This is a genomic window from Coleofasciculus sp. C1-SOL-03, from assembly GCF_040220555.1.
Taxonomy (GTDB): Bacteria; Cyanobacteriota; Cyanobacteriia; order Cyanobacteriales; family Coleofasciculaceae; genus Coleofasciculus.
On sequence record NZ_JAVJUO010000058.1, the window covers coordinates 60,981 to 83,021 of the forward strand.

At 48.1% G+C, this 22,041-nt stretch carries 9 protein-coding genes; 8 read left to right on the plus strand and 1 reads right to left on the minus strand.

What is annotated here, in order from left to right:
• Positions 1-16: 16 nt before the first annotated feature.
• From RIE73_RS08485 to RIE73_RS08515, 7 genes are all read left to right on the plus strand, one after another.
• Complete coding sequence (locus RIE73_RS08485; RefSeq protein WP_446400774.1) at positions 17-688, plus strand: hypothetical protein; 672 nt, start codon at positions 17-19, stop codon at positions 686-688.
• A 24-nt stretch (positions 689-712) separates the two neighbouring features.
• A complete protein-coding gene (locus RIE73_RS08490; RefSeq protein ID WP_446400775.1) occupies positions 713-2,449 on the plus strand; it encodes an SDR family NAD(P)-dependent oxidoreductase in 1,737 nt (578 codons plus the stop codon).
• Between the two features lie 77 nt (positions 2,450-2,526).
• Complete coding sequence (locus tag RIE73_RS08495; RefSeq protein WP_446400776.1) at positions 2,527-7,752, plus strand: PfaB family protein; 5,226 nt, start codon at positions 2,527-2,529, stop codon at positions 7,750-7,752.
• Positions 7,753-7,803: 51 nt separating this feature from the next.
• The gene (locus RIE73_RS08500) at positions 7,804-9,504 is read left to right on the plus strand and encodes a PfaD family polyunsaturated fatty acid/polyketide biosynthesis protein (RefSeq protein ID WP_446400777.1); all 1,701 of its coding nucleotides are present in this window, start codon (positions 7,804-7,806) and stop codon (positions 9,502-9,504) included.
• A gap of 33 nt (positions 9,505-9,537) precedes the next feature.
• Positions 9,538-9,723: a hypothetical protein gene (locus RIE73_RS08505; protein ID WP_446400778.1), complete on the plus strand. Its 186-nt coding sequence runs from the start codon at positions 9,538-9,540 to the stop codon at positions 9,721-9,723.
• A gap of 350 nt (positions 9,724-10,073) precedes the next feature.
• Entirely contained in the window at positions 10,074-16,034 is a 5,961-nt protein-coding gene (locus RIE73_RS08510) for a two-partner secretion domain-containing protein (protein ID WP_446400779.1), read from the plus strand.
• Positions 16,035-17,050: 1,016 nt separating this feature from the next.
• The gene (locus tag RIE73_RS08515; RefSeq protein WP_446400780.1) at positions 17,051-17,224 is read left to right on the plus strand and encodes a hypothetical protein; all 174 of its coding nucleotides are present in this window, start codon (positions 17,051-17,053) and stop codon (positions 17,222-17,224) included.
• Between the two features lie 4 nt (positions 17,225-17,228).
• On the opposite strand, the gene RIE73_RS08520 is transcribed toward RIE73_RS08515, so the two are convergent.
• A complete protein-coding gene (locus tag RIE73_RS08520; protein ID WP_446400781.1) occupies positions 17,229-19,637 on the minus strand; it encodes a S8 family serine peptidase in 2,409 nt (802 codons plus the stop codon).
• A 672-nt stretch (positions 19,638-20,309) separates the two neighbouring features.
• On the opposite strand from RIE73_RS08520, the gene RIE73_RS08525 reads away from it, so the two are divergent.
• On the plus strand, positions 20,310-22,031 hold the full coding sequence (locus tag RIE73_RS08525; RefSeq protein WP_446400782.1) for a glycoside hydrolase family 19 protein: 1,722 nt from the start codon (positions 20,310-20,312) through the stop codon (positions 22,029-22,031).
• Positions 22,032-22,041: the final 10 nt, after the last annotated feature.

Genomic DNA, 22,041 nt, shown 5'->3' on the forward strand with positions numbered 1-22,041 from the left:
CTATCTGGTTAAACTCATGCCTCTACCTGTACCTGATTTCTGGGACTTTCCCCTACCTGACTCCCGGACTTGCCTACTCACCGACGATGGGTCTCTTACTACCCCTCGATTAGCCCAGCTTTTGACGGAGCGCGGTTGGCAGGTTGTTGTTCTCAGCTTTCCTGTATCTATTATCGGGGAGCGATCGCCTCTACCTCAAGGTGTGAATCGGATGACGCTGACGGATTGGAGCGAGGAGCAGTTGCAACACCAATTGGCACTCATTTGTGAAACCTATGGTTCGATTGCAGCTTTCATCCATCTGCACCCTGTTCCTGAGCGGAACGCCTCTGTGCCATCGGAAATGTCCATCCTCAAGTCTGTGTTTCTTTTGGCGAAGCACCTGAAGCGATCGCTTAATCAGGCGGCACGCACAGGACGGAGTTTTTTCCTCACGGTGGCTCGCCTGGATGGTGAGTTGGGACTAGGAGCAAATCCTAATTTTAGCACCCTTTGTGGCGGTCTGTTCGGGTTGACCAAGACGCTCAATCTGGAATGGGAAGGGGTATTTTGTCGAGGGATCGACTTAAGTCCCCAACTCGATGCTCAGCGATCGGCACAGTGCATTATGGATGAACTGCATGATCCGAATTCCCTGATTCTTGAGGTGGGATATAACTCTCACAACCGCGTGACGCTAACGGTTTGAGCCTGACTATTTAGGATAAACGAAATGAACAGAAATCCTCCCATTCATTCATCCTCTGTTATTCTGGTTAGCGGTGGAGGTCGAGGGATTACGGCGCAATGTGTAATCAAACTCGCCCAGTATTATCCGTGTAACTTTATCCTGCTAGGTCGCTCCCCATTCACTGAAACTGAACCGGAATGGGCGAAGAATTGCCGCAACGAAGCGGACTTGAAAAAGCGGATTATGCAGGATTTAATTGCCCAAGGGGAGAAACCTACACCCATTAAAGTCCAAAAAATCTTCAAGACTCTATCCGCTCAACGAGAAATTGCTACCACCCTTTCTACAATTCACCAAGTCGGAGGACAGGCGGAATATCTCAGTGTCGATATTACCAATTATGCCGCTTTACAAACAGGACTAGCTTCAGTTGTTCAGCGCCTAGGAACCATAACCGGAATGATTCACGGGGCGGGGAATTTAGCCGATAAGTTGATTGAAAATAAATCGGAACAGGATTTTGACACTGTTTACGCTGCCAAAGTTGAAGGCTTAGAAAACCTGCTGAATTGTGTACCCCCCAGTCAACTGGATTTCCTGGTTTTGTTTTCCTCGTTTGTGGCGTTTTATGGGAATGCTGGTCAAGCGGATTATGCCCTAGCTAATGAAATCCTGAATAAGACAGCCTATCGGCTTCAGCATCAATACCCTACTTGTCATGTTGTCTCTATCGGTTGGGGACCTTGGGATGGTGGGATGGTAACCCCCCAATTAAAAAAGGTGTTCACTCAACTCAATATTGAGTTAATTCCTGAGTCAGTCGGTGCCCAGATATTAGCTGATGAGTTACACGATTCCTATGCTAACACTGCCCAAATTTTGGTGATGAGTAATCCCATTGTCCCATCGCTGCAGCCTCTCAACCCGGATTTACAAACTTTTCGGATTCGCCGCCAATTAACATTAACCGCTAACCCTTTTCTGTACCACCATGTTATTGATGGTAAGCCGGTTTTGCCCGCTATGTGTGGTTTAGCCTGGATGGCTAATACCTGTGAACAACTCTATCCCGGTTACCAGTTTTTGAGTTGTCAAAACTATAAGGTTCTTAAGGGAATTGTTTTCGATGACACTCTCGCCCAGGACTACATTTTGGACGTAAAGGAGATAAATAAGTCGAAGTCGGGGGAGATCGAGTTTGAAGGACTACTTTGGAGCGAAAGCCGCAACGGTATCCCTCACTATCATTACAGCGCTCAGATCAAACTGGTGCAGCAAATACCGCTAGCGGATACCGAGACGCCGTTGATGATTCGCCAAGATTCAGTACGGCTTCGTTTGTTCCCTTACCAGGATGGAACTTTGTTTCATCAACCCTATTTCCAGGGATTAAAAGGGATGTTAAAAATTAGTCCTGATCATCTGATGGCTCACTGTCGATTTGAAGCTATTCAGGTGAGGAAACAGGGTCAGTTTCCTGTACAAACCTTCAATCCTTATACGGCGGATGCTTTATTTCAATCGCTGCTGGTTTGGGTGCGACATTATTATGATGCGGGGAGTTTACCTTTACAGGTGCAAAGGTTGGAACAGTTTAAAGCGATTCCGTTTGAGCAAGATTTTTATGTTTCTCTAACGGTTCACTCCAGTCGGGAAAATCAAGCGATCGCGAGTGCTACAGCCTCTGATAGTCGAGGACAAGTCTATTTGCGTATTTCCCAGATGCAGGTTACGGTAAGCCCTCGGCTCAATCCTTTGTTTTTGCAGAATACTTGTTGACAATTAATTTGAATATTTAGCTAATGTTTTGTTGGCTTGGTTGACAAAAACAAGGGAATGATTTAAGGAGAATTAAAATGGTTAGAAAATTAGCAATTGTCGGGATGGATTCTATTTGGGGGACGTGCCATGGATTGGATGAGTTTGAATATAGTATTTACCATGCCAACCAATATTTTAGTCCTATCTCTGTTACAGGGGATCAAGACTTGTCGCCAAAACCGTCTCCAACTTCAGCGGTTGATTGTCCGCAAAAGCCAGCCCTATGGGGTGCTTACCTTAAAGATTTTCAAATTGATGTGTTCCGTTACAAAATCCCACCCAATGACTTAGAGCATATTGATCCAAAGCAGTTGTTGCTGCTGAAGGTTTGTGATCAGGCTCTTAAAGATGCTGGTTTAGATCAAACGGAAAAAAAACGGCTGAATCTGGCTGTTGTTGCTGTCATCGACGAAAATTTGATGGGGGAAGATGAGCCAAATTATCAACATATCGATGATGATGATTTCGATCAGAAACAAAATAGTGTTTTCCAGAAATTAGCTAAATTATGGTCTATTTGCGGACCCAACTTCACGGTATGTCTGGCAGAAAATTCCGTTGTTGAAGCCCTAGAAACCGCCAACATGCTGCTGACAATGGCTCCAGTAGACGCGGTTGTGGTAGCGGCTGTGCATCTTACGGGGGACTCGGCTGGGTGGCTGGAAGACTCAGCCAAGATGACGATGGGAATACCTACCCTAAGTTACGACTGTAACGCCAGTGGCGTGATTCGGGGCGAAGGGGCTGGAGCGATCGTGGTCAAGCGATATGAACGAGCTAAGTTTGATCGCGATCGCATTTATGCTACAATCGATGCCGTTCATTTAATCGACGAAACCTCGGCTCCCCCAGCCACATCCGTCAGCCAAACCTGCCAAATGGCTTTGGCTCAAGCTGGCGTGAATCCCACTGATATTGGTTATTTGGAGGTCTTTGCCAGTGGGGTGGAAGCCCAAGATCAAGCCGAAATCCAGGGGTTACTCTCAGCCTATCAGGTTTCTCATCCCGAATTGAGTTGTGCGATCGGGAGTGTTAAGGCGACTATTGGGCATACTTATGTAGCATCCGGAATCGCTAGCTTAATTAAAACAGCGCTGTGCCTTTACCACCGCTATATTCCCGCTACACCGCAGTGGAGTACGCCAAAATGGGAACAACTGGGGCATAACAGTCCGTTCTATGTAGCCACGGAATCTCGCCCCTGGTTTCTTTCCCCAGAACAGCCCAAACGCATCGCTGCCATTAACAGTCTGGGTTCTGACGGTACCTATGCCCATTTAATAGTATCAGAAGACTCCAGCCAAGGCAACCGCAGCCAGAGGTCTGTGCCACAACTCCCCGTTTATCTGTTTGCGATCGCGGGGAATAATTCATCCGAGTTACTCGAGCAGCTTAACACATTAGAGCAGGCAATTCAAACGAGCGCCTCCTTATCCGCCACGGCGAGTGAAACCTTCGCCCGGTTTCAACGTCATCCCCAAGCCCCCTATGCTTTAGCCATTGTCGGCAGAACCCAGGACGAGTTACGGCGAGAAATTCAGCGGGGACGCCAGGGTATCCCCAATGCCTTTGCCCAACACAAAGACTGGAAAAGCCCCTTAGGTAGCTATTTTACGGCTAAGCCCTTGGGCAAACAAGGTGCGGTGGCTTTTGTTTATCCCGGTGCTTTTAATTCCTACATGGGGATGGGTCGAAAACTCTTCCATTTGTTCCCCAAACTTCATGACAAGGCTGCCAGTTTTATCGCCAATCCCAGCTTGTTTTTCCGAGAAAAATTGCTTTATCCCCGACGGCTCAATAAATTATCCAAACGGCAGTTGGAAGACTTAGAGGGGATGTTAATGGCAGACCCCTTGGCGATGCTAGAAACGGGAACGGGGTTGGCTGTCTTGTTGACAGTAATTTTGAGAGAGTATTTCCGCGTCCAGCCCCAAATGGCATTCGGATATAGTATGGGGGAAAGCACCATGATGTATGCCCTTGATGTTTGGACAAAGGCTGACTATGGCAGCAATTTTTTGCAGCGTTCTCCCCTATTTCAAAGTCGATTGGTGGGGGGTAAAACTACTGTGGTTGACCATTGGGGAATCCCCGAACAGGAACGGAATGGTAAAGAATTATGGAGGAGTTATGTGCTCATGGCTGCGGTATCCAGCGTCAGGGACTGTATCCAAACTGAACGCCGAGTTTATTTGACCCACATTAATACACCCACCGAAGTTGTCATTGCTGGTGAACCTCAAGCCTGTCAGCGAGTGATTGAAGCGTTGAATTGCGATTTCTTCTCTATGCCCTCTAATATGGTACTCCATTGTCAAGCAATGGCGTCGGAATATAATCAGCTTCGCCAACTCAACAGGTTATCGGTGGAAAATGTACCGGAGATTGCTTTTTATTCCTCCGCAAATTATGCCCCCATTCCCCTAAATCAGGACGCTATTGCCCATCATCTTGCTCAAGGGGTGTGTCAAGATCTTGATTTTCCGCGACTGGTTAACCGCGTTTATGATGATGGCGCCAGGATATTTATTGAGTTGGGTGCTGGCGGGACATGTTGTCGCTGGATTCGTGAAATCCTGAAGCACAAAGAACAGGTGAGTCTATGTATGAATCGCCGGGGTGTGGATGATGATGTGGCTGTTGTTAAAGTTTTAGCCCAACTTTTAAGTCATCGGGTTTCTGTGGATTTATCCCCGCTGTATGATGCTGTTCCGGACGCGGTTCTTAATCGGAAATCTTGGGTTAAGACGGTTCGGTTGAACAGTAATAAAATGCCATCCGCTGTATCGATAAGCGTCGCTGATCCGGGTGCGTCTGAATCCGTTGAATCTATCCCTTCTCCTGCTGCTGATACCCAGTCTTCTCCGATGAGTTTGAATGCTGATCAGGTACTAGATGTGACAGAAGGGAAGGTTTCGCCTATCTTTGGTCAGGAGTATAAAGGTGTTGATTCCTATGCCAGACGAGTGCGACTTCCCAGCCCTCCTTATCAGTTTGTTAGCCGAGTGACTCAACTGAATGGTAAACGGGGGGATTATAGGTCAGGCTTTATCCAAACGGAGTATGATATTCCCCTAAATGCTTGGTACTCTGTTGATGGTCAAGTTCCTCTGGGGATCTGTGAAGAAGCGGGTCATGGACTGTTACTTTTACTGAGTTATTTGGGGTCTGATTTTGAGAGTCAAGGGAAACGGTCATTCCGTTTATTAGACCTCACGGCTACCTTTGTCGATAAGCTACCGGAAGCCCCAGAAACCTTGCGGTATGATATCAGGATTACGGCTTCTGTTAAAACTACAGATAGCTTACTTATTTTCTTTAAGGCGGAGGGGTTTGTGAATGACAAAATTTACATGAAACTCCAGGAAGGGTGTGCGGGTCTATTTTCGGATCAGGATTTAGCACAAGGGCAAGGTGTTGTTGGTTGGGAACGGGAACAATCGGGGATAAATCAGGGAGAAAGGTCGCTGTTTATTCCGTTGTTAACCTGTCAAAAAGGCGCGTTTACTTCAGAAGATTTGCTTCACTTAAGTCAGGGAAATCTAGCGGCTTGTTTGGGTGAGACCTATCATCAAAAGGGTGTCAATCCATCCCTACGATTACCTCCGCCAGCGCTGAGGATGATTGATCAGGTGATATCTGTCGATACTACCGGTGGCGCGGCTGGATTAGGTTTAATTATGGGTGCAAGGTTTGTTCAACCGGATGATTGGTATTTTCTCTGTCACTTCAAAAATGACCCGACAATGCCCGGGAGTCTGATGATTGAAGGGGCGACGGAGTTATTGCAGTTTTATTGTCTGTTTTTGGGACTACAAACCTGTACCATAAATGCCCGATTTCAACCGATTCCTCATCATCCCCAAGTTGCCCGGTTTCGGGGTCAAGTGACTCCCAGTACGGGCAGGTTAATTTACCGATTAGATATTACTGAGTTGGGGGTGTCTCCCCAGCCGTATGTGATTGGCAATGTCCAGGTGATTTGGGATGATAAAGTAATTGCCTATGTTAAGGAGTTGGGGATACAATTATCGGAACAGCCGCAACAAGTATTACCTGAGGCGAACAATTTTCCCCCGAAACCTGCTTTGTTTAATCAGTCTCAAATCCAACACCTGACTCAAGGTGACTTGGCGAGTTGTTTGGGGTCAGATTACCACATTTATGATACTCGTCGTTCGGTCTGTTTGCCGAACAGTGATTTGGGTTTAGTCAGTCGGGTTTTAGACGCTAGGGGTGAACCTCATGAGTTCAATCCATCTAGTTCGGTGGTGACTGAATATGATGTTGCTGGGGAGGCTTGGTTTTTGCGCCAGAATGCTTATCCGGATTTGCCCTATTTTGCCTATATTGAACTATCGGGTCAACCTTGTATTTTTATGGGGCTTTATTTGGGGGTTCCCCTAGTCTTTCCTGATGAAGACCTTTATTTCCGCAATCTTGATGGACAAGGGACGATTCTTAAGTCGGTAGATGTACGGGGGAAAACGATTACGGATCAGGTGCGATTGTTGTCAACTACGACGATTCAAGGGGTAATTATTCAAGCTTTTGATTTTCAACTCTTCTGTGAGGATGAACTTTTTTATCAGGGGACGATGGTGTTCGGCTATTTTAGTCAATCGGTTTTGGCTAAACAAGTGGGGTTGGATGGGGGAAAGGTGGTTCGCCCTTGGTATGAACAGAGGAATTGTTCGGGGTTATCAGCGATTCCGATTGATTTGAGGACTCCGATGAGTCGGCAGAAGTTTTATCAAGTTAACCCGAGTAAGCCTTATTATCGTTTGGCAGATCATCAGTTAGATTTTCTGGATCAGGTTCTGATGATTGAAGCCGGGGGAGATTATGGGCAAGGGTATATTTATGCCAGGAAGACGATTCGCCCAACGGATTGGTATTTTCCCTGTCATTTTAAACAAGACCCGGTTATGCCGGGTGCATTAGGGGTGGAAGCGATTTTGCAAGCGATGAAGGTTTATGCACTACAGCTTGATCTGGGAAAGTCGTTTCAATCGCCTCGGTTTGTACAGGTACTTAATCATCAAATTACCTGGAAGTATCGGGGTCAGATTACGCCGGAGAATCGCCAATTATACCTGGAGGTTCATATATCAACGGTTGAGGTGAGTCATGAGAGCATCACGATTAGGGGAGACGCCAGTTTATGGAAAGACGAGATGAGAATTTATCAGGTCAACGATGTGGCAATTGGTTTGGTGGATTCGGCTGCATCAGGAGATGCATGGGGGGAACGGTGTTGAAGATTGTCAGGATTTCCGGTTCCCTATTCCCTATTACTTAGGAGTTAAATCATGTCAAAAAACGGTAAGAAATTAGCTAACAACGTAACCTTCCTGGCGAACAGCCTGAGCCCAACAACCTGCCAGAAGACAATAAAGCCAGTTTGGCAGGGGAATTTCGACTCAATTGGCTTTGATCCCAAAGGAATGAAAACTCGACTCTTGAATTTGCATCAGCCCTGTTATGTCCTCAGCAACCGAGGTCAAATTGGGTTCACGAATGAAGGTGATATCTGCTATGCTGACAATACTGGCGGTGAGCCAATCGAAACCTTGATGGTCGTGCCACCCCTGCTCCCGGAACAGTTAGGCGATCGCAACTTCCTCAGATTTCATGGGGTGAACTATGCCTACATGGCAGGTGCGATGGCGGGGGGTATTGCGTCGGCTGAATTGGTTATTGCTCTGGGAAAAGCGGGTATTCTCAGTAGTTTCGGTGCGGCTGGCTTAATTCCGGCGCAGATTGAAGCGGCTATTGGTCAAATTCAGCAGGCTCTTCCTGAAGGTCCTTATGGGTTTAATTTAATCCATAGTCCCAGTGAAGCGGCGTTGGAACGACGAGCGGTTGATTTATATCTCAACCATGGTGTAAGAACGGTAGAAGCATCGGCGTTTCTGGATTTAACGCCCCACATTGTCTATTATCGGGCGGCGGGGTTGAGTTTAAATGCCTTGGGTCAAATTGAGGTCAAAAATAAAGTCATTGCCAAACTCTCGCGCCCCGAAGTCGCCAGGAAATTTTTACAACCCGCCCCGGAAAAGATGCTCAGACAACTGGTTGAACACCAACAGATTACAGCATTACAAGCCCGGTTAGCCGAAACTGTGCCTATGGCTGATGACATTACCGTGGAAGCCGATTCCGGGGGTCATACGGATAATCGTCCCTTAGTTTGTCTTCTTCCCTCCATCCTAGCGCTCCGGGATGAGATGCAGCGCAAATATGGTTATGATCGGCAGGTGAGAGTCGGTGCAGCGGGAGGGATTGGCACACCGGAGTCAGCCCTGGCGGCTTTGATGATGGGGGCGAGTTATATTGTTACGGGTTCGGTTAATCAATCCTGTGTTGAGGCGGGTACTTCTGCCCATACTAAACGTTTACTGGCTCAGGCGAGTATGGTGGATATGATTATGGCGCCTTGTGCGGATATGTTTGAAATGGGGGTGAAGGTACAGTTACTTAAGCGTGGTACTCTTTTCCCGATGCGGGCGCAGAAATTATATGAGTTGTATAAAGGTTATGATTCAATTGAGGATATTCCGCTTCCGGAACGCCAAAAATTAGAGGAACAGGTGTTTGGTAAGAGTCTGGAATCAATTTGGCAGGATACGATTGCCTATTTCGGTCAACGAGATCCGGAGCAAATTGCTAGAGCTGAATGTAATCCGAAGCGGAAGATGGCTCTAATTTTCCGTTGGTATTTGGGTTTGTCTTCTCGGTGGGCGAGTTCGGGGGTCAACGGGCGGGAAATGGATTACCAAATCTGGTGTGGACCGGCGATGGGGTCGTTTAATGATTGGGTGAGAGGGTCTTATTTGGCTGAGCCGAAGGCACGGCGCGTGGTTGATGTGGCGTATCATATTATGATGGGCGCTGCTTATCTTTATCGGTTGCAAAGTTTGAAGCTGCAAGGCTTACAGTTGCCCATTGATTATCGCTATTATTCTCCTGAGGTTGTTGCACCGTATCGGGGTGTCGGGTGTTGGGAATAGCTGCTAACGGATCAAGGGGGTGACAAAGGCGGATTGGACAAAAAAGCCATTGGAGCGAATGGATTTGGCGCGATCGCACTGGTATGGCCTTACCAAGATGCTAATACCAGGGAGAACGATGCTGGCACAAATAGCGATCGCGAACTGGCTGACATCAATCCGATGGTCTCACAGGTTTTTGACCCGATTAGGCGATACCCCAGCTTGTCCTGTTCCTGACTGGCTCTGTCTGAATTCTGCCATCCAGCTTGCACTTAAGTGCATCACAGGTTTCGTCACTTTCTGGTAGTTTGGGAAATAAGGCGAGAAAATTATCCAGTTTAGTGGGATAATGGCTACTAAGTCTTGGTGTTTGCCAAGGGTTTGTCGGGTCGTATTTTGTCATAAGTGATACCGATTTTCCGTTAGGTTAGAGTCTCGTTCCCAGGTCAGAGAAGGGAATGCTACAGGGTTCCCTCCGCCTCCGGTAAGGTTTTGGCGCAAGTTGACCCAGATAACCAACAGGCGTCCAATCCAGGTCAAAACCCGATGGCTTGATTGATTTCTATTCTCAGGAGACGTTTGCCGTGATGATAATAAACAAATTGGGTGGGCGTTGGCAGTCGTTTATCATTGGCACTGTCGGATTAATCGGCGTATTGGTAACGGGGGGAAATGAGGGAGTCTTCGCCCAGGTGATACCCGATGATACCCTGGGGGCGGAAAGTTCTGTGGTTAACCCCGATGTAATAATTCGGGACATACTCAGCGACAGAATTGATGGGGGCGCCACTCGCGGCGCGAATCTGTTTCATAGTTTCATAGAGTTTAATGTCGCCGAGGGGAGAGGGGTTTATTTTACGAATCCGGATGGGATAGAAAATATCCTGTCACGGGTTACTGGGAATAATGTCTCGACTATATTAGGCAGGTTAGGGGTATTGGGTGAAGCGAATCTATTTTTACTTAATCCCAATGGGATTTTATTTGGCGAAAATGCCAGTTTAGATATAGAGGGTTCCTTTGTCGCCAGCACAGCATCAGGGATAGAGTTGGGGGAGGATGGGGTTTTTAGTGCGACTCAACCTCGCAGTAGTCGTTTACTCTCAGTCAGTCCTGGGGCGCTATTTTATAATGCGGTAGAAGCGGCGGGGGGTAAGATTACTAATCGGGGGAATTTAGCTGTCGGACAAAGAGAATCTCTCACATTAGCCGGGGATACAGTTACCAGTACGGGTTCACTTACGGCACCAGGAGGGTTAGTACAGGTTTTAGGGGAACGAGTGGGATTATTAGAAAATGCCCGAATTGATGTGTCCTCAGATACAGGTGGCGGTACAGTGTTGATTGGTGGCGCCTTTCAGGGGCAAGGGGATGTTCCCACGGCGGCACGGACGTTTATTGATACGGGTGTGACAATTAATGCTGATGCTTTGACCCGTGGGTATGGGGGAAATGTGATTGTTTGGGCGGATGAAGTAACCGGATTTTATGGCACGATTAGCGCCCGTGGGGGAAGTGAGGCGGGGAATGGGGGATTTGTAGAGGTATCAGGGAAAGAACACCTGATATTTCGGGGAACGGTGGATACTTCTGCGGTGAATGGGTTATCGGGGACATTGTTACTTGACCCGACGGATATTGTAATTGCCAATGGTTCTGGTGATGGTGCGGCAGATGGTACGGATACGTTTGCCGGGAATAATTCTGGGGTGGCGGGGCAGATTTTAAGTGCGCCGTTGAGTGAGATTGATGATGCAGCGCCGACAACGATATATGAGTCGGAGTTGGAGGGGTTGGCGGGGGATACGAATGTTATTTTACAGGCGACTAATAATATTACCGTTAATGACCTAACCGATGATACCCTAAGTTTTGCGGCTGGGAGTGGGTTAATTGGGTTCACCGCCGATGCAGATGGGGATGGAGTGGGTTCCTTTTTGATGCAGGATGTGGCAGATACTCTCAGTACCAATGGACGGGATATTGTTATTTCTGGTGCGAGTTTGACGTTGGGGAATATCGAAACAACTCCCTCTGATGGGGATACAGTGGGTCAGCTTATGGGTACAGCCGAGGTATTGGGTACGAGTGCAGGAGTCCCCCTCACCACGATATCCGGGAACTTCTCCAGACCTACAGATGTTGACTTGTTTCAAATTTACCTAAATGGGGGTGGGACGTTCTCTGCTACGACAGTGGGTGGAACTAGCTTGGACACTCAGTTATTCTTATTTGATGGGAATGGCTTGGGGGTTTATGCCAATGATGACGCCTCTGGCAATATTAGACAATCAACTCTGCCAGGGGGAAATGGGTTAACTCCCACTACGGCGGGTATTTATTATTTGGCAGTCAGTCAGTGGGATAATGATGCCGTCAGTAGCGGAGGGGAAATTTTTCCAGATCAACCCTTTAATGGTGTAGTTGGGTCAACGGGACTCGGTGGTTCGTCACCCCTTGTCGGTTGGGATAATAATGGTGATGGCAGTAGTGCCGGAAACTACAGTATCACCTTAACCGGAACTCAAGGGGCGGTGTCTACGTTTACAGAACCTACAGAACCGACCAAAGGGGGTGGGGCGATTGAGCTAAATGCCACCCATGGCAGTATTAATACCGCCAATTTAATCACTTCAGCATCTGGCAGTGGGAATGGAGGAAGCATCGAACTAACTGCTAATGATAATATCACCACTCAGAGGCTCGATGCGTCTACTGATTCTGGCAATGGCGGGGATATTAGTCTCATTAGTCGCAATGGTGAGATTAACGCCACAGGTGAACTCAAAGCATCTACTAATTTAATTAATGCTGGCGATGGCGGCAGGATTACTCTGGAAGCGGATGGCAATATTACCACGGTAGGTATGAGGTCAGATGGTGGTCGAACAGGTGTGAGTGGGGATATCACTATTACTAGCGACACAGGAACGGTTTTGGTGAATGGCGGCGTGATTAACAACGACAACTATGGAGTTGGTGTGGGGGGTAATACTCGTATCCAAGCTAGGTCGGTTCGGTTAATCGAAGGGGGGCGAATCACAACGTCTACTCGTGGTCAGGGCGATGCTGGGGAGTTACGGGTGGTGGCGACTGACAAAATTGAAGTCATAGGCACTGACGCCGAAGGAAATGCCAGTGGTATCGCCGCGCAAGTTGACCGAGGTGCCACAGGCAATGCCGGGAAATTGACCCTGAACACAGGAGAACTTTTGGTCAGCCAGGGGAGTCAGATATCGGTGTCAACCTTCGGAGAAGGGAATGGGGGTCAGTTAACCGTCAATGCTAGCCAAATTGAGTTAATTGGCGATAACCCCATCAATGGCAATCCCAGTGGTTTGTTTGCTGCTGTCGGTGATGATGCCACAGGAATTGGGGGAAATGTGACCATCTCTACTGAAGACCTACGCATCAAGGACGGTGCTTCTTTATCCGCCTCTACATTTGGTGAAGGGAATTCTGGGAACTTAACAGTACCAGCCACGGACAAAATTGAAGTCATAGGCAGCCCCGAAGGAAATGCCAGTTTTATCGCCGCGCAAGTTGACTTAGGTGCTACAGGCAATGCCGGGAATTTGACTCTGGAGACGGGAGAACTTTTGGTCAGCCAGGGGAGTCAGATATCGGTGTCAACCTTCGGAGAAGGGGATGGGGGTGAGTTAAATGTCAATGCTAGCCAAATTGAGTTAAATGGCACTAACCCCATTGATGGAACTCCCAGTGGTTTGTTTGCTGCTGTCGGATCTGATGCCACAGGAGATGGGGGAAATGTGACCATCTCTACCCAGAACCTACGCATCAAGGACGGTGCCTTTTTAGACGCCTCTACATTAGGTGAAGGGAATTCTGGGAACTTAACCGTAACCGCCACGGACAAAATTGAAGTGATAGGCAGCCCCGAAGGAAATGCCAGTTTTATCCGGGCGCAAGTTAACCGAGGTGCCACAGGCAATGCCGGGAATTTGACTCTGAACACAGGAGAACTTTTGGTCAGCCAGGGGGGTCAGATACGGGTGTCAACCTTCGGAGAAGGGGATGGGGGTGAGTTAAATGTCAATGCTAGCCAAATTGAGTTAAATGGCGATAACCCCATTGATGGAACTCCCAGTGGTTTGTTTGCCCGTGTCGGACGTGATGCCACAGGAATTGGGGGAAATGTGACCATCTCTACTGAAGGCTTACGCATCGTTGACGGTGCCGATTTATCCGCCTCTACATTTGGTGAAGGGAATTCTGGGAACTTAACTGTAACAGCAAAAGACAAGATTGAAGTGATAGGCAGCCCCGAAGGGAATTCCAGTGGTATCGCCGCGCAAGTTAATCCCGGTGCTACAGGCAATGCCGGGAATTTGACCCTGGAGACAGGAGAACTATTGGTCAGCCAGGGGGGTCAGATATCGGTGGGAACCTTGGGAGAAGGGAATGGGGGTGAGTTAAAGGTCAATGCTACCGAGATTGAGTTAAATGGTAGAAACCCCATCAATGGCAATGCCAGTGGTTTGTTTGCCTCTGTCCAACCTGATGCCACAGGAGATGGGGGAAATGTGACCATCTCTACCCAAGACCTACGCATCAAGGACGGTGCCGAATTATCCGCCTCGACTTTTGGTGAAGGGAATTCTGGGAACTTAACAGTAACAGCCACGGACAAAATTGAAGTCATAGGTAGCCCCGAAGGAAATGCCAGTGGTATCGCCGCGCAAGTTGACTTAGGCGCCACAGGCAATGCCGGGAATTTGACCCTGGAGACAGGAGAACTATTGGTCAGCCAGGGGAGTCAGATATCGGTGGGAACCTTTGGAGAAGGGAATGGGGGTGAGTTAAAGATCAATGCTAGCCAAATTGAGTTAAATGGTAGAAACCCCATCGATAACAGGTTTCCCAGTGGTTTGTTTGCCAATGTCAATCCTAATGCCACAGGAATTGGGGGAAATGTGACCATCTCTACCCAAGGCTTACGCATCAAGGACGGTGCTTCCTTATCCGCCTCGACTTTTGGTGAAGGGAATTCTGGGAACTTAACTGTAACTGCCACGGACAAAATTGAAGTCATAGGCACTGACGCCGAAGGAAATGCCAGTGGTATCGCCGCGCAAGTTGAACCGGGTGCCACAGGTAATGCCGGGAATTTGACCCTGAACACAGGAGAACTATTGGTCAGCCAGGGGAGTCAGATATCGGTGTCAACTTTCGGCGAAGGGGATGGGGGTCAGTTAAATGTCAATGCTAGCCAAATTGAGTTAAATGGCGATAACCCCATCAATGGCAATCCCAGTGGTTTGTTTGCCCGTGTCGAACCTGACGCCACTGGAACTGGGGGAGAAGTGAGGATCTCTATCCAAGGCTTACGCATCCTTGACGGTGCCCAGTTATCCACCAGGACGGCTGGCATGGGCGATGCTGGAGATGTAACCGTCACCGCCACTGACAAGATTGAAGTGATAGGCACTGACACCGAAGGGAATCCCAGTAGTATAAACGCCTTAGTCAGGGCCCGCGCCACGGGGAATGGGGGGAACCTCACCCTAAATACCCCTTCTCTCCTCGTCACCGATAACGGTTTACTCTCTGTAGCCACCTTCGGCAATGGCACCGCCGGCAACCTTTTAATTAACACCCAAACCCTAACCGTTACCAACGACGCCACCGTCTCCGCCGCCACCTCCTCCCCCAGCCCCGACGGAATTGGCGGGAATCTCACCATCAACGCCACCGACAGGGTACAACTGACCAATCAGGGACGAATCATCGCCCAATCTACAGGTGCAGCCAAAGCGGGGGATATCCAAATTAACACCGAACACCTCAGTGCCACCAATGGCACCATTGCCACCTCCACCGAACAGTCGGCTGGGGGGGCGATTACCATCACCGCTTCTGACATCCGCCTATTTGAAGATAGCGACATCACCAGCCGCGTTGCCTTGGGTGCAGGGGGTGGCGGTAATATTACCCTCACCGCCAACACCATCCTGGCATTTGACGATAGCGATATCCTAGCTTATGCCCGTGATGGCAGAGGTGGGGATATCAGCTTGAACACCGTCGCCTTCTTCGGTGAAAACTTCAAACCGGCGCCCAGAGGCACTGACCCAGTTACCCTTGATATTAACGATCGCGTGGATATCAATGCCGACGGTGCGGTAGTCGGCACAATTACCATCCCCGACACCAGCTTTATTGAAAACAGCTTTATCCTGTTATCAGGCGATGGAATCGACACCGACGAACTGATTGCCGAAAGTTGCATCGCCCGTCGCCATCAACCCCAACGGGGTAGCTTCTTTATTACGGGTACGGGGGGTATCCCGTTTCGCCCTGGGGATCTTTACGATACACCCTATCAGACCGGAACCGTGCGGTCAATTCCTGCTTCTGGAGAAGAGGAACCTAGTAGAGACGTTCCGGTGGAACGTCTGGAAGCTGGGGAAGAATCTTCGTCCTCAACTCGTCGCCCTTGGAAAATGGGTGATCCGATTATTGAACCCACGGGGATATATCGATTACCGAATGGGAAAGTGATCATGAGTCGCGAATGTGGGGAGTAACGGTAAAAGGGTAGCATGAGGGGGCGATTGAAATCGCTGCTACACAAACAAAGTCCGCCTGCGCGGACTGGGTTATAACGGGATAGAAACCGTAGGGGCGCACGGCGTGCGCCCGACACGCCCCGCCCAACACGCCCCATGCGCCCATCAAACCGTCAAATCAGAATTGTCGGGGCGTAAAGGATGGTGCCGAGTTTAACGGTAAAATCTATTCCACCATTTTAGCTGGGTCACGCCACCATTTTGGGTTGACCCGTGTTGCTAGGGCGGAATCTAGGGCTAAGGTTCCCCACTACAAGCTGAGAAGGCTAAAGCCCCTACTACAAGCTAAGGCTAAAGCCCCTACTACAAACCAATCGCACCATCATTTATGTAGAGACGTTGCATGCAACGTCTGGAACAATGATGCCTACTATATATAAAGAAAACTTTTAAGTTTGACGTTTAGGTTTTAATAGTCTAAAGATAAGCGGAGTTCGGGCGGGCAGAAAATGCCCCAGGTAAATCCTGATTTGACAAGGGTTTGAGGATGTAGTATAACGTTACTGTTATACTGTATTGGGTTATTTTTATAACCATTTTTAACCAATTATTCCTAAAACGCCTTGGTACTGCGTTATTTTGTTCTCCCTAACGCCGGAAAAAAAGGAATACTACAATTAGGTTTCATTACCCAATTGGATGGACTCATTTCGAGGCAAATTTGACAAAAAAGCCGTTTTATGAATGTACTTCCGGCTCAAAAGGGAATCGGGATTAAACTATCCACCCGTAATATCAAATTTGTTCCCATCACACAGACAGGATGTCATGTCGTTTTAATAGAACTGACGCCGCGACCCCACTTATGGGATACTGCTGGCGAAGATGTTGCTGCGCTTTTGTTGCACGGAAGGGGGAGCATCAAAGCCCCTCCCCGCGTCGGGGAGGGGTTTGGGGAGGGGTCTGACCCCTCAGTTACGCAAGCTTTCACAAAGGTGCGTTACGCTACGCTAACGCACCCTACTTTGTTGAGGGTGAGGACTTTCGCGATTACGTTAAGCCAGAGAATTGAGGCAAGAGCCACCGGATTTGAGCGAATGAAGTGGGCGCGATCGCACTCTGATGCAGTGGTCTTTAAACGAATGGGAATGCAAGTAGACGAGGCAATTGAAATCACCGCTATACTAACCTTGCATCCGCCACTCTAAGACACTAGACCACAGTAAAAACATCAGCGGTCAGCGTACTGGCATTCACTCCAGTCAAAATCGCCAGCGTATCATCGTTAAAATCAATCTGAGTATTCTTCCCAGTTTGAGTAATAGACAACTGCTCAAATGTCAGATTATCTGCCAAACCGATAACATCCTCAACTCCCTGAAAATCTTGGATCGTATCAACGCCTTCACCCAACCCTAAGACAAAAGTATCGTTACCCTTACCACCGGTGAGCTGATCATTACCAAGACCTCCCCATAACAGATCATCACCATCATCACCCCAAATTTGGTCATCCCCCTCTTCGCCATAGAGTTTATCATTACCCCCCTTACCGCCAATCCGGTCATTCCCTGTGCCACCATAAATAATGTCATCACCGCCGATCGCACCGCCAGAGGAACGCTGATTCAAGTCACCCCGGAGAATATCGTCCCCCTCTTTGCCATAAATCAAATCATTTGCCAAACCGCCAGCCACTGTATTATTACCAGCATCGGCGAAAATTAAATCATCAATCCGATCAAAACCGACCTCGATTTCGCCCTCTAGAGTTTCTGGGAGACTAGAACGACTGAAACTTCCCGTATCACCTTGAGCAAAGATACCAAAATCAAAGAAATTTTGGGTAATTTCCACATTATCCAATGCCCATTCATCGTAGCCTACACCATTATTCTCTAATTGTCGCCACCGGAAGCTGGTGTTATTGGTTTGAGCAAACAGAGGAATCACTTCAGTAATAGTTGTCCAATCCGTGTAGAATTCAGTGTCATAGGTTCTCAGGTGTGTCCAATTCGTACCACCATCGATAGAATACTCCAGCACCACATCTTCCCCAGGATCAGCATTTTCGCCACCATTGAAGCCATCACCAAAAATCAGGTCAAAGCGGAGAAAGTTAAAACTACTCTGAGAAAGATTTGCACCTGTAGTGGTAGCACTGCGAGTAGAACCATCACTGAAAAATAAGGAATTACCACTTCCGCCAAAGTTGTTAGCGGCGACTCCACTACTGATGTTTGACCACTGACTGTTGTCAATATTAGGGTCAAAGTCATCCCCGGTAAAATTGGTTGCTGGGGGAGTTACTGGGGGAGGTGATGGAGGAGTTACTGGAGGAGTTACTGGAGGAGTCGTCCCGTTAGTCAGCGCCTTGTGAGCATTGAGCCGCCCACCCGTTACCGTTTTTCCTTGTAAGTCTTGAATCGGATCAACGGATTGTAGGATTTGTTCCTTGACCTCTAAAGCCGTCAAATTGGGGTTTTGAGCCAAAATCAGACTAGCAACACCTGAGACATGGGGAGCTGCCATAGAAGTCCCATTCTTTGTGCCGTATCCACCCCCAGGAACAGTACTGAGAATCCCTACCCCTGGTGCAGCTAAATCCACAGAGGTGGCTCCGTAGTTAGAAAAATTCGCTAATTGATCATTATGGTCTGTCGCTGCCACACTGATAATATTATCCAAGTTATAGTTGGATGGATAATCGGTGATCACATCGTTATTCTTACCATCATTACCAGCCGCCGCAACAAATAACTTTCCGGCTTGTCCAGCCGCCGCGATCGCATTACGAAGCGTCTGGGAATTAAAATCCCCAAAGCCCCAGCTATTGTTAGTCAGGTGAGCGCCCATCGTTGTGGCGTATTCTATCGCCTTACTTGCATTGAATGCTAAAGCTTGGAGATTACTTCCACCACCATTAGCATCAAATATCTTAAGTGCCATGATTTGGGACGACCAACTAACACCACTCACCCCGATACTATTATTGGCTTCAGCCGCAATTGTTCCCGCTACATGAGTGCCGTGACCGTTATCATCATAGGGGTTATTATCATTATTGAAAAAATCCCAACCATAATAATCATCGACATAGCCATTGCCATCATTATCAATGCCATCTCCGGGAGTTTCTTCTGGGTTCGTCCACATATTGTCATTCAAGTCGGGGTGGGTATAATCTACCCCCGAATCAATCACCCCAACCACGATATTATTGCCTGTCGAAATATCCCAGGCTTCGGGAGCATCAATATCGGCGTCAGGCGTGCCCCCTGTTTGACCCGTATTATTCAGTCCCCAAAGTTCATCGAAGTCGGAGTCATTGGGGATCGTGCTATTGAGAGAGATTGTATAGTTAGGTTCTACATAGTCAATTTGTGAATTAGAACTCAGCAGATCTATCGCTTCTTGGATGCTGACTCCAGTGATTTGCCAAAGCTGACTGCCTAATGTTTTCGTGCTGTCGATGACTGACGCACCCAGACTCGCTTGCAAGGCTTCAATTTCGGTAGGTTCAGTCTCCGGTTTAAATTTAACAATTAACTCACCAGAGGCGTAATCCTGTCCGGCTACGAGACTACTCAGATCTGGGGTGAAGAAATTCTGAACTGCCATTATCTTTATCCTCAACTATTGGTTTTAGAACCGAGTGGATTTCAATCTAAATCTCAGTTGAGCCAAACCCTTTAACTATTTGATCGGTTTGGGAATCAAGCTGAAGACTGGTGTTTGAGCGGTCAAAACTGCTCTTTGATTTCAACTCTAAATAAAAACCAGACGTAATACATACCCCTTTTCTGCCAATTTAAATGCCAGAAAAAGACCAAGGAATGGCACAATTCTGTCAGTCCCCTTGCCGAAAACTACAAGGCAACTTGTTTACAGGTCTATGTTTATTCAGGATTAGTGCCTATGCAAGCCTTGAACTATCTCTTGTCATACCAAATCCGGGTTAGCTTGCCCCGTTATAACCCAGTCCGCGCAGGCGGACTTTGTTTGTATAGCAGCGATTTCAATCGCCTCCTCTTACTGTTGCCTGTTGCCTGTTGCCTAATCTCAACCTTAAGTTTTGCAGTTTTCAGCCAATCGAGTTGCATCTTTAGGTGATTACCTTGTCCAATTCTGACCATCACTTTGGCACAAACCATTCATCATTTCCTGAGTTCACTGAATTATCGTGTTAATTAAGAGCAATTCTGAAGCTCAAAAGAAACCTAGAAAACCAAATCGTTAGCTCAAAAATATCACCACTTTTCTAGGCAGAACCTTACACAATGGAGTTCATTTATGTTTTGTACAAGCGGAAGTGCATACACCATCAAACCCGGAGACACACTTTATCTAATTGCCCAACGAGAACTCGGTAATGGGGATCGTTGGCGTGAAATCATGAAAACCGATGGCATCCCCTATACAGAAGCCGAGGCGAGTAATTTGCAGGCGGGTCAAGAAATCTGCCTTCCCAATGGATCTGTTCCTCAACCCCCGTCACCTCCAACACCCCCGTCCGGTCAATTGCATCTAGAAGCAACCTTCTACAGTCGAGAACAATCAACCCATCCCGACGGAACCGTACAACCTCCAGCCACAGGTGAATTTGGCAAAACCTTAAGCGAAGCACTGGCAGGTCAAGGGTTTCTCCAATGCGCCGTAGACCCGAATGTGATTCCACTCAAAACAGTATTTACCTTAATCCTGTGGGATGGTCAACAGGTTTCCGCCAAGGCGTTGGATATCGGTACAGCGATTAAAGGCAACAAAATTGACATTTATGTTGATACCAATGCCGAAGCAATTAACTTAGGCGTCAAATCAGTCACCGCTTTACTAGGAAGTGGGTCAGATAATGGCAACAATAATGGGTCAACGGGTCAAAAAATAGCCCTACAAACCTACAATGGTCAGTATGTGGGTGTGGAAAATAATGGCGCACGCACCATTGTTGCTAATCGGACTACGGTTGGCGATGGGGAAACCTTTACTCTGCATCAATTGGGGGGAAATCAAGTAGCATTGCAAGCCCCCAATGGTCAGTATGTTTGTGCAGAAGATGGCGGCGGACGTGAACTTGTCGCTAATCGCAGTAGCATTGACGCCTGGGAAACCTTCACCCTCCATGAATTGGGGGGGAATCAAATCGCCCTGCAAGCCCATAATGGTCAGTATGTTTGTGCTGAAGATGGTGGCGGACGTGAACTCGTGGCTAATCGCAATTCAATTAGCGGATGGGAGGCGTTTGTCAAGATTAAACCCGGTACTGTTCCCCCTCCTCCACCGTCGGGTGGCGGTTTTGCCAGTATCGTATCACGCCAAACCTACGACGCCATGTTCCCCAACCGGAACGATTTGTATAGCTACGATAACCTAGTCGCCGTCACTCAGAAGTACCCAGAGTTTTGCAACCGGGGTTCCGATGAGCAACGGAAACGCGAGGCGGCGGCGTTCCTAGCTAACATTGCCCACGAAACAACAGGAGGCTGGGATACAGCACCCGGAGGACGTTACGCCTGGGGTCTACATTTCATCGAAGAGGTGGGGTGTGAACAGGGAGGCTGTACCCAATACTGCGATCCCAGCAATACCCGCTATCCCTGCGTACCCGGTAAAACCTATCACGGGCGTGGTCCAATGCAATTGTCATGGAACTATAACTATGGTCAAGTGGGCGAAGCCTTAGGGATAAATTTGTTGGCTAACCCTGATTTAGTCAAAACCGATGGTGCGATCGCGTTTCAAACCGCCCTGTGGTTCTGGATGACGCCCCAGCCACCCAAACCCTCTTGTCACGCCGTCATGACTGGCGGTTGGACACCCAACCCCAGCGATATCAGCCAGGGGCGTGTACCTGGTTTCGGGATGACCATTAACATCATCAATGGTGGTCTTGAATGTAGCATACCAACGAACGACAAAGTTCGCGATCGCGTCGGTTTCTATGAGCGCTTTACCCAGATGTTAGGTGTGAGCATGGGCGATAATATATACTGCGATCGCATGGCACACTATTAAAGTTTGTAGT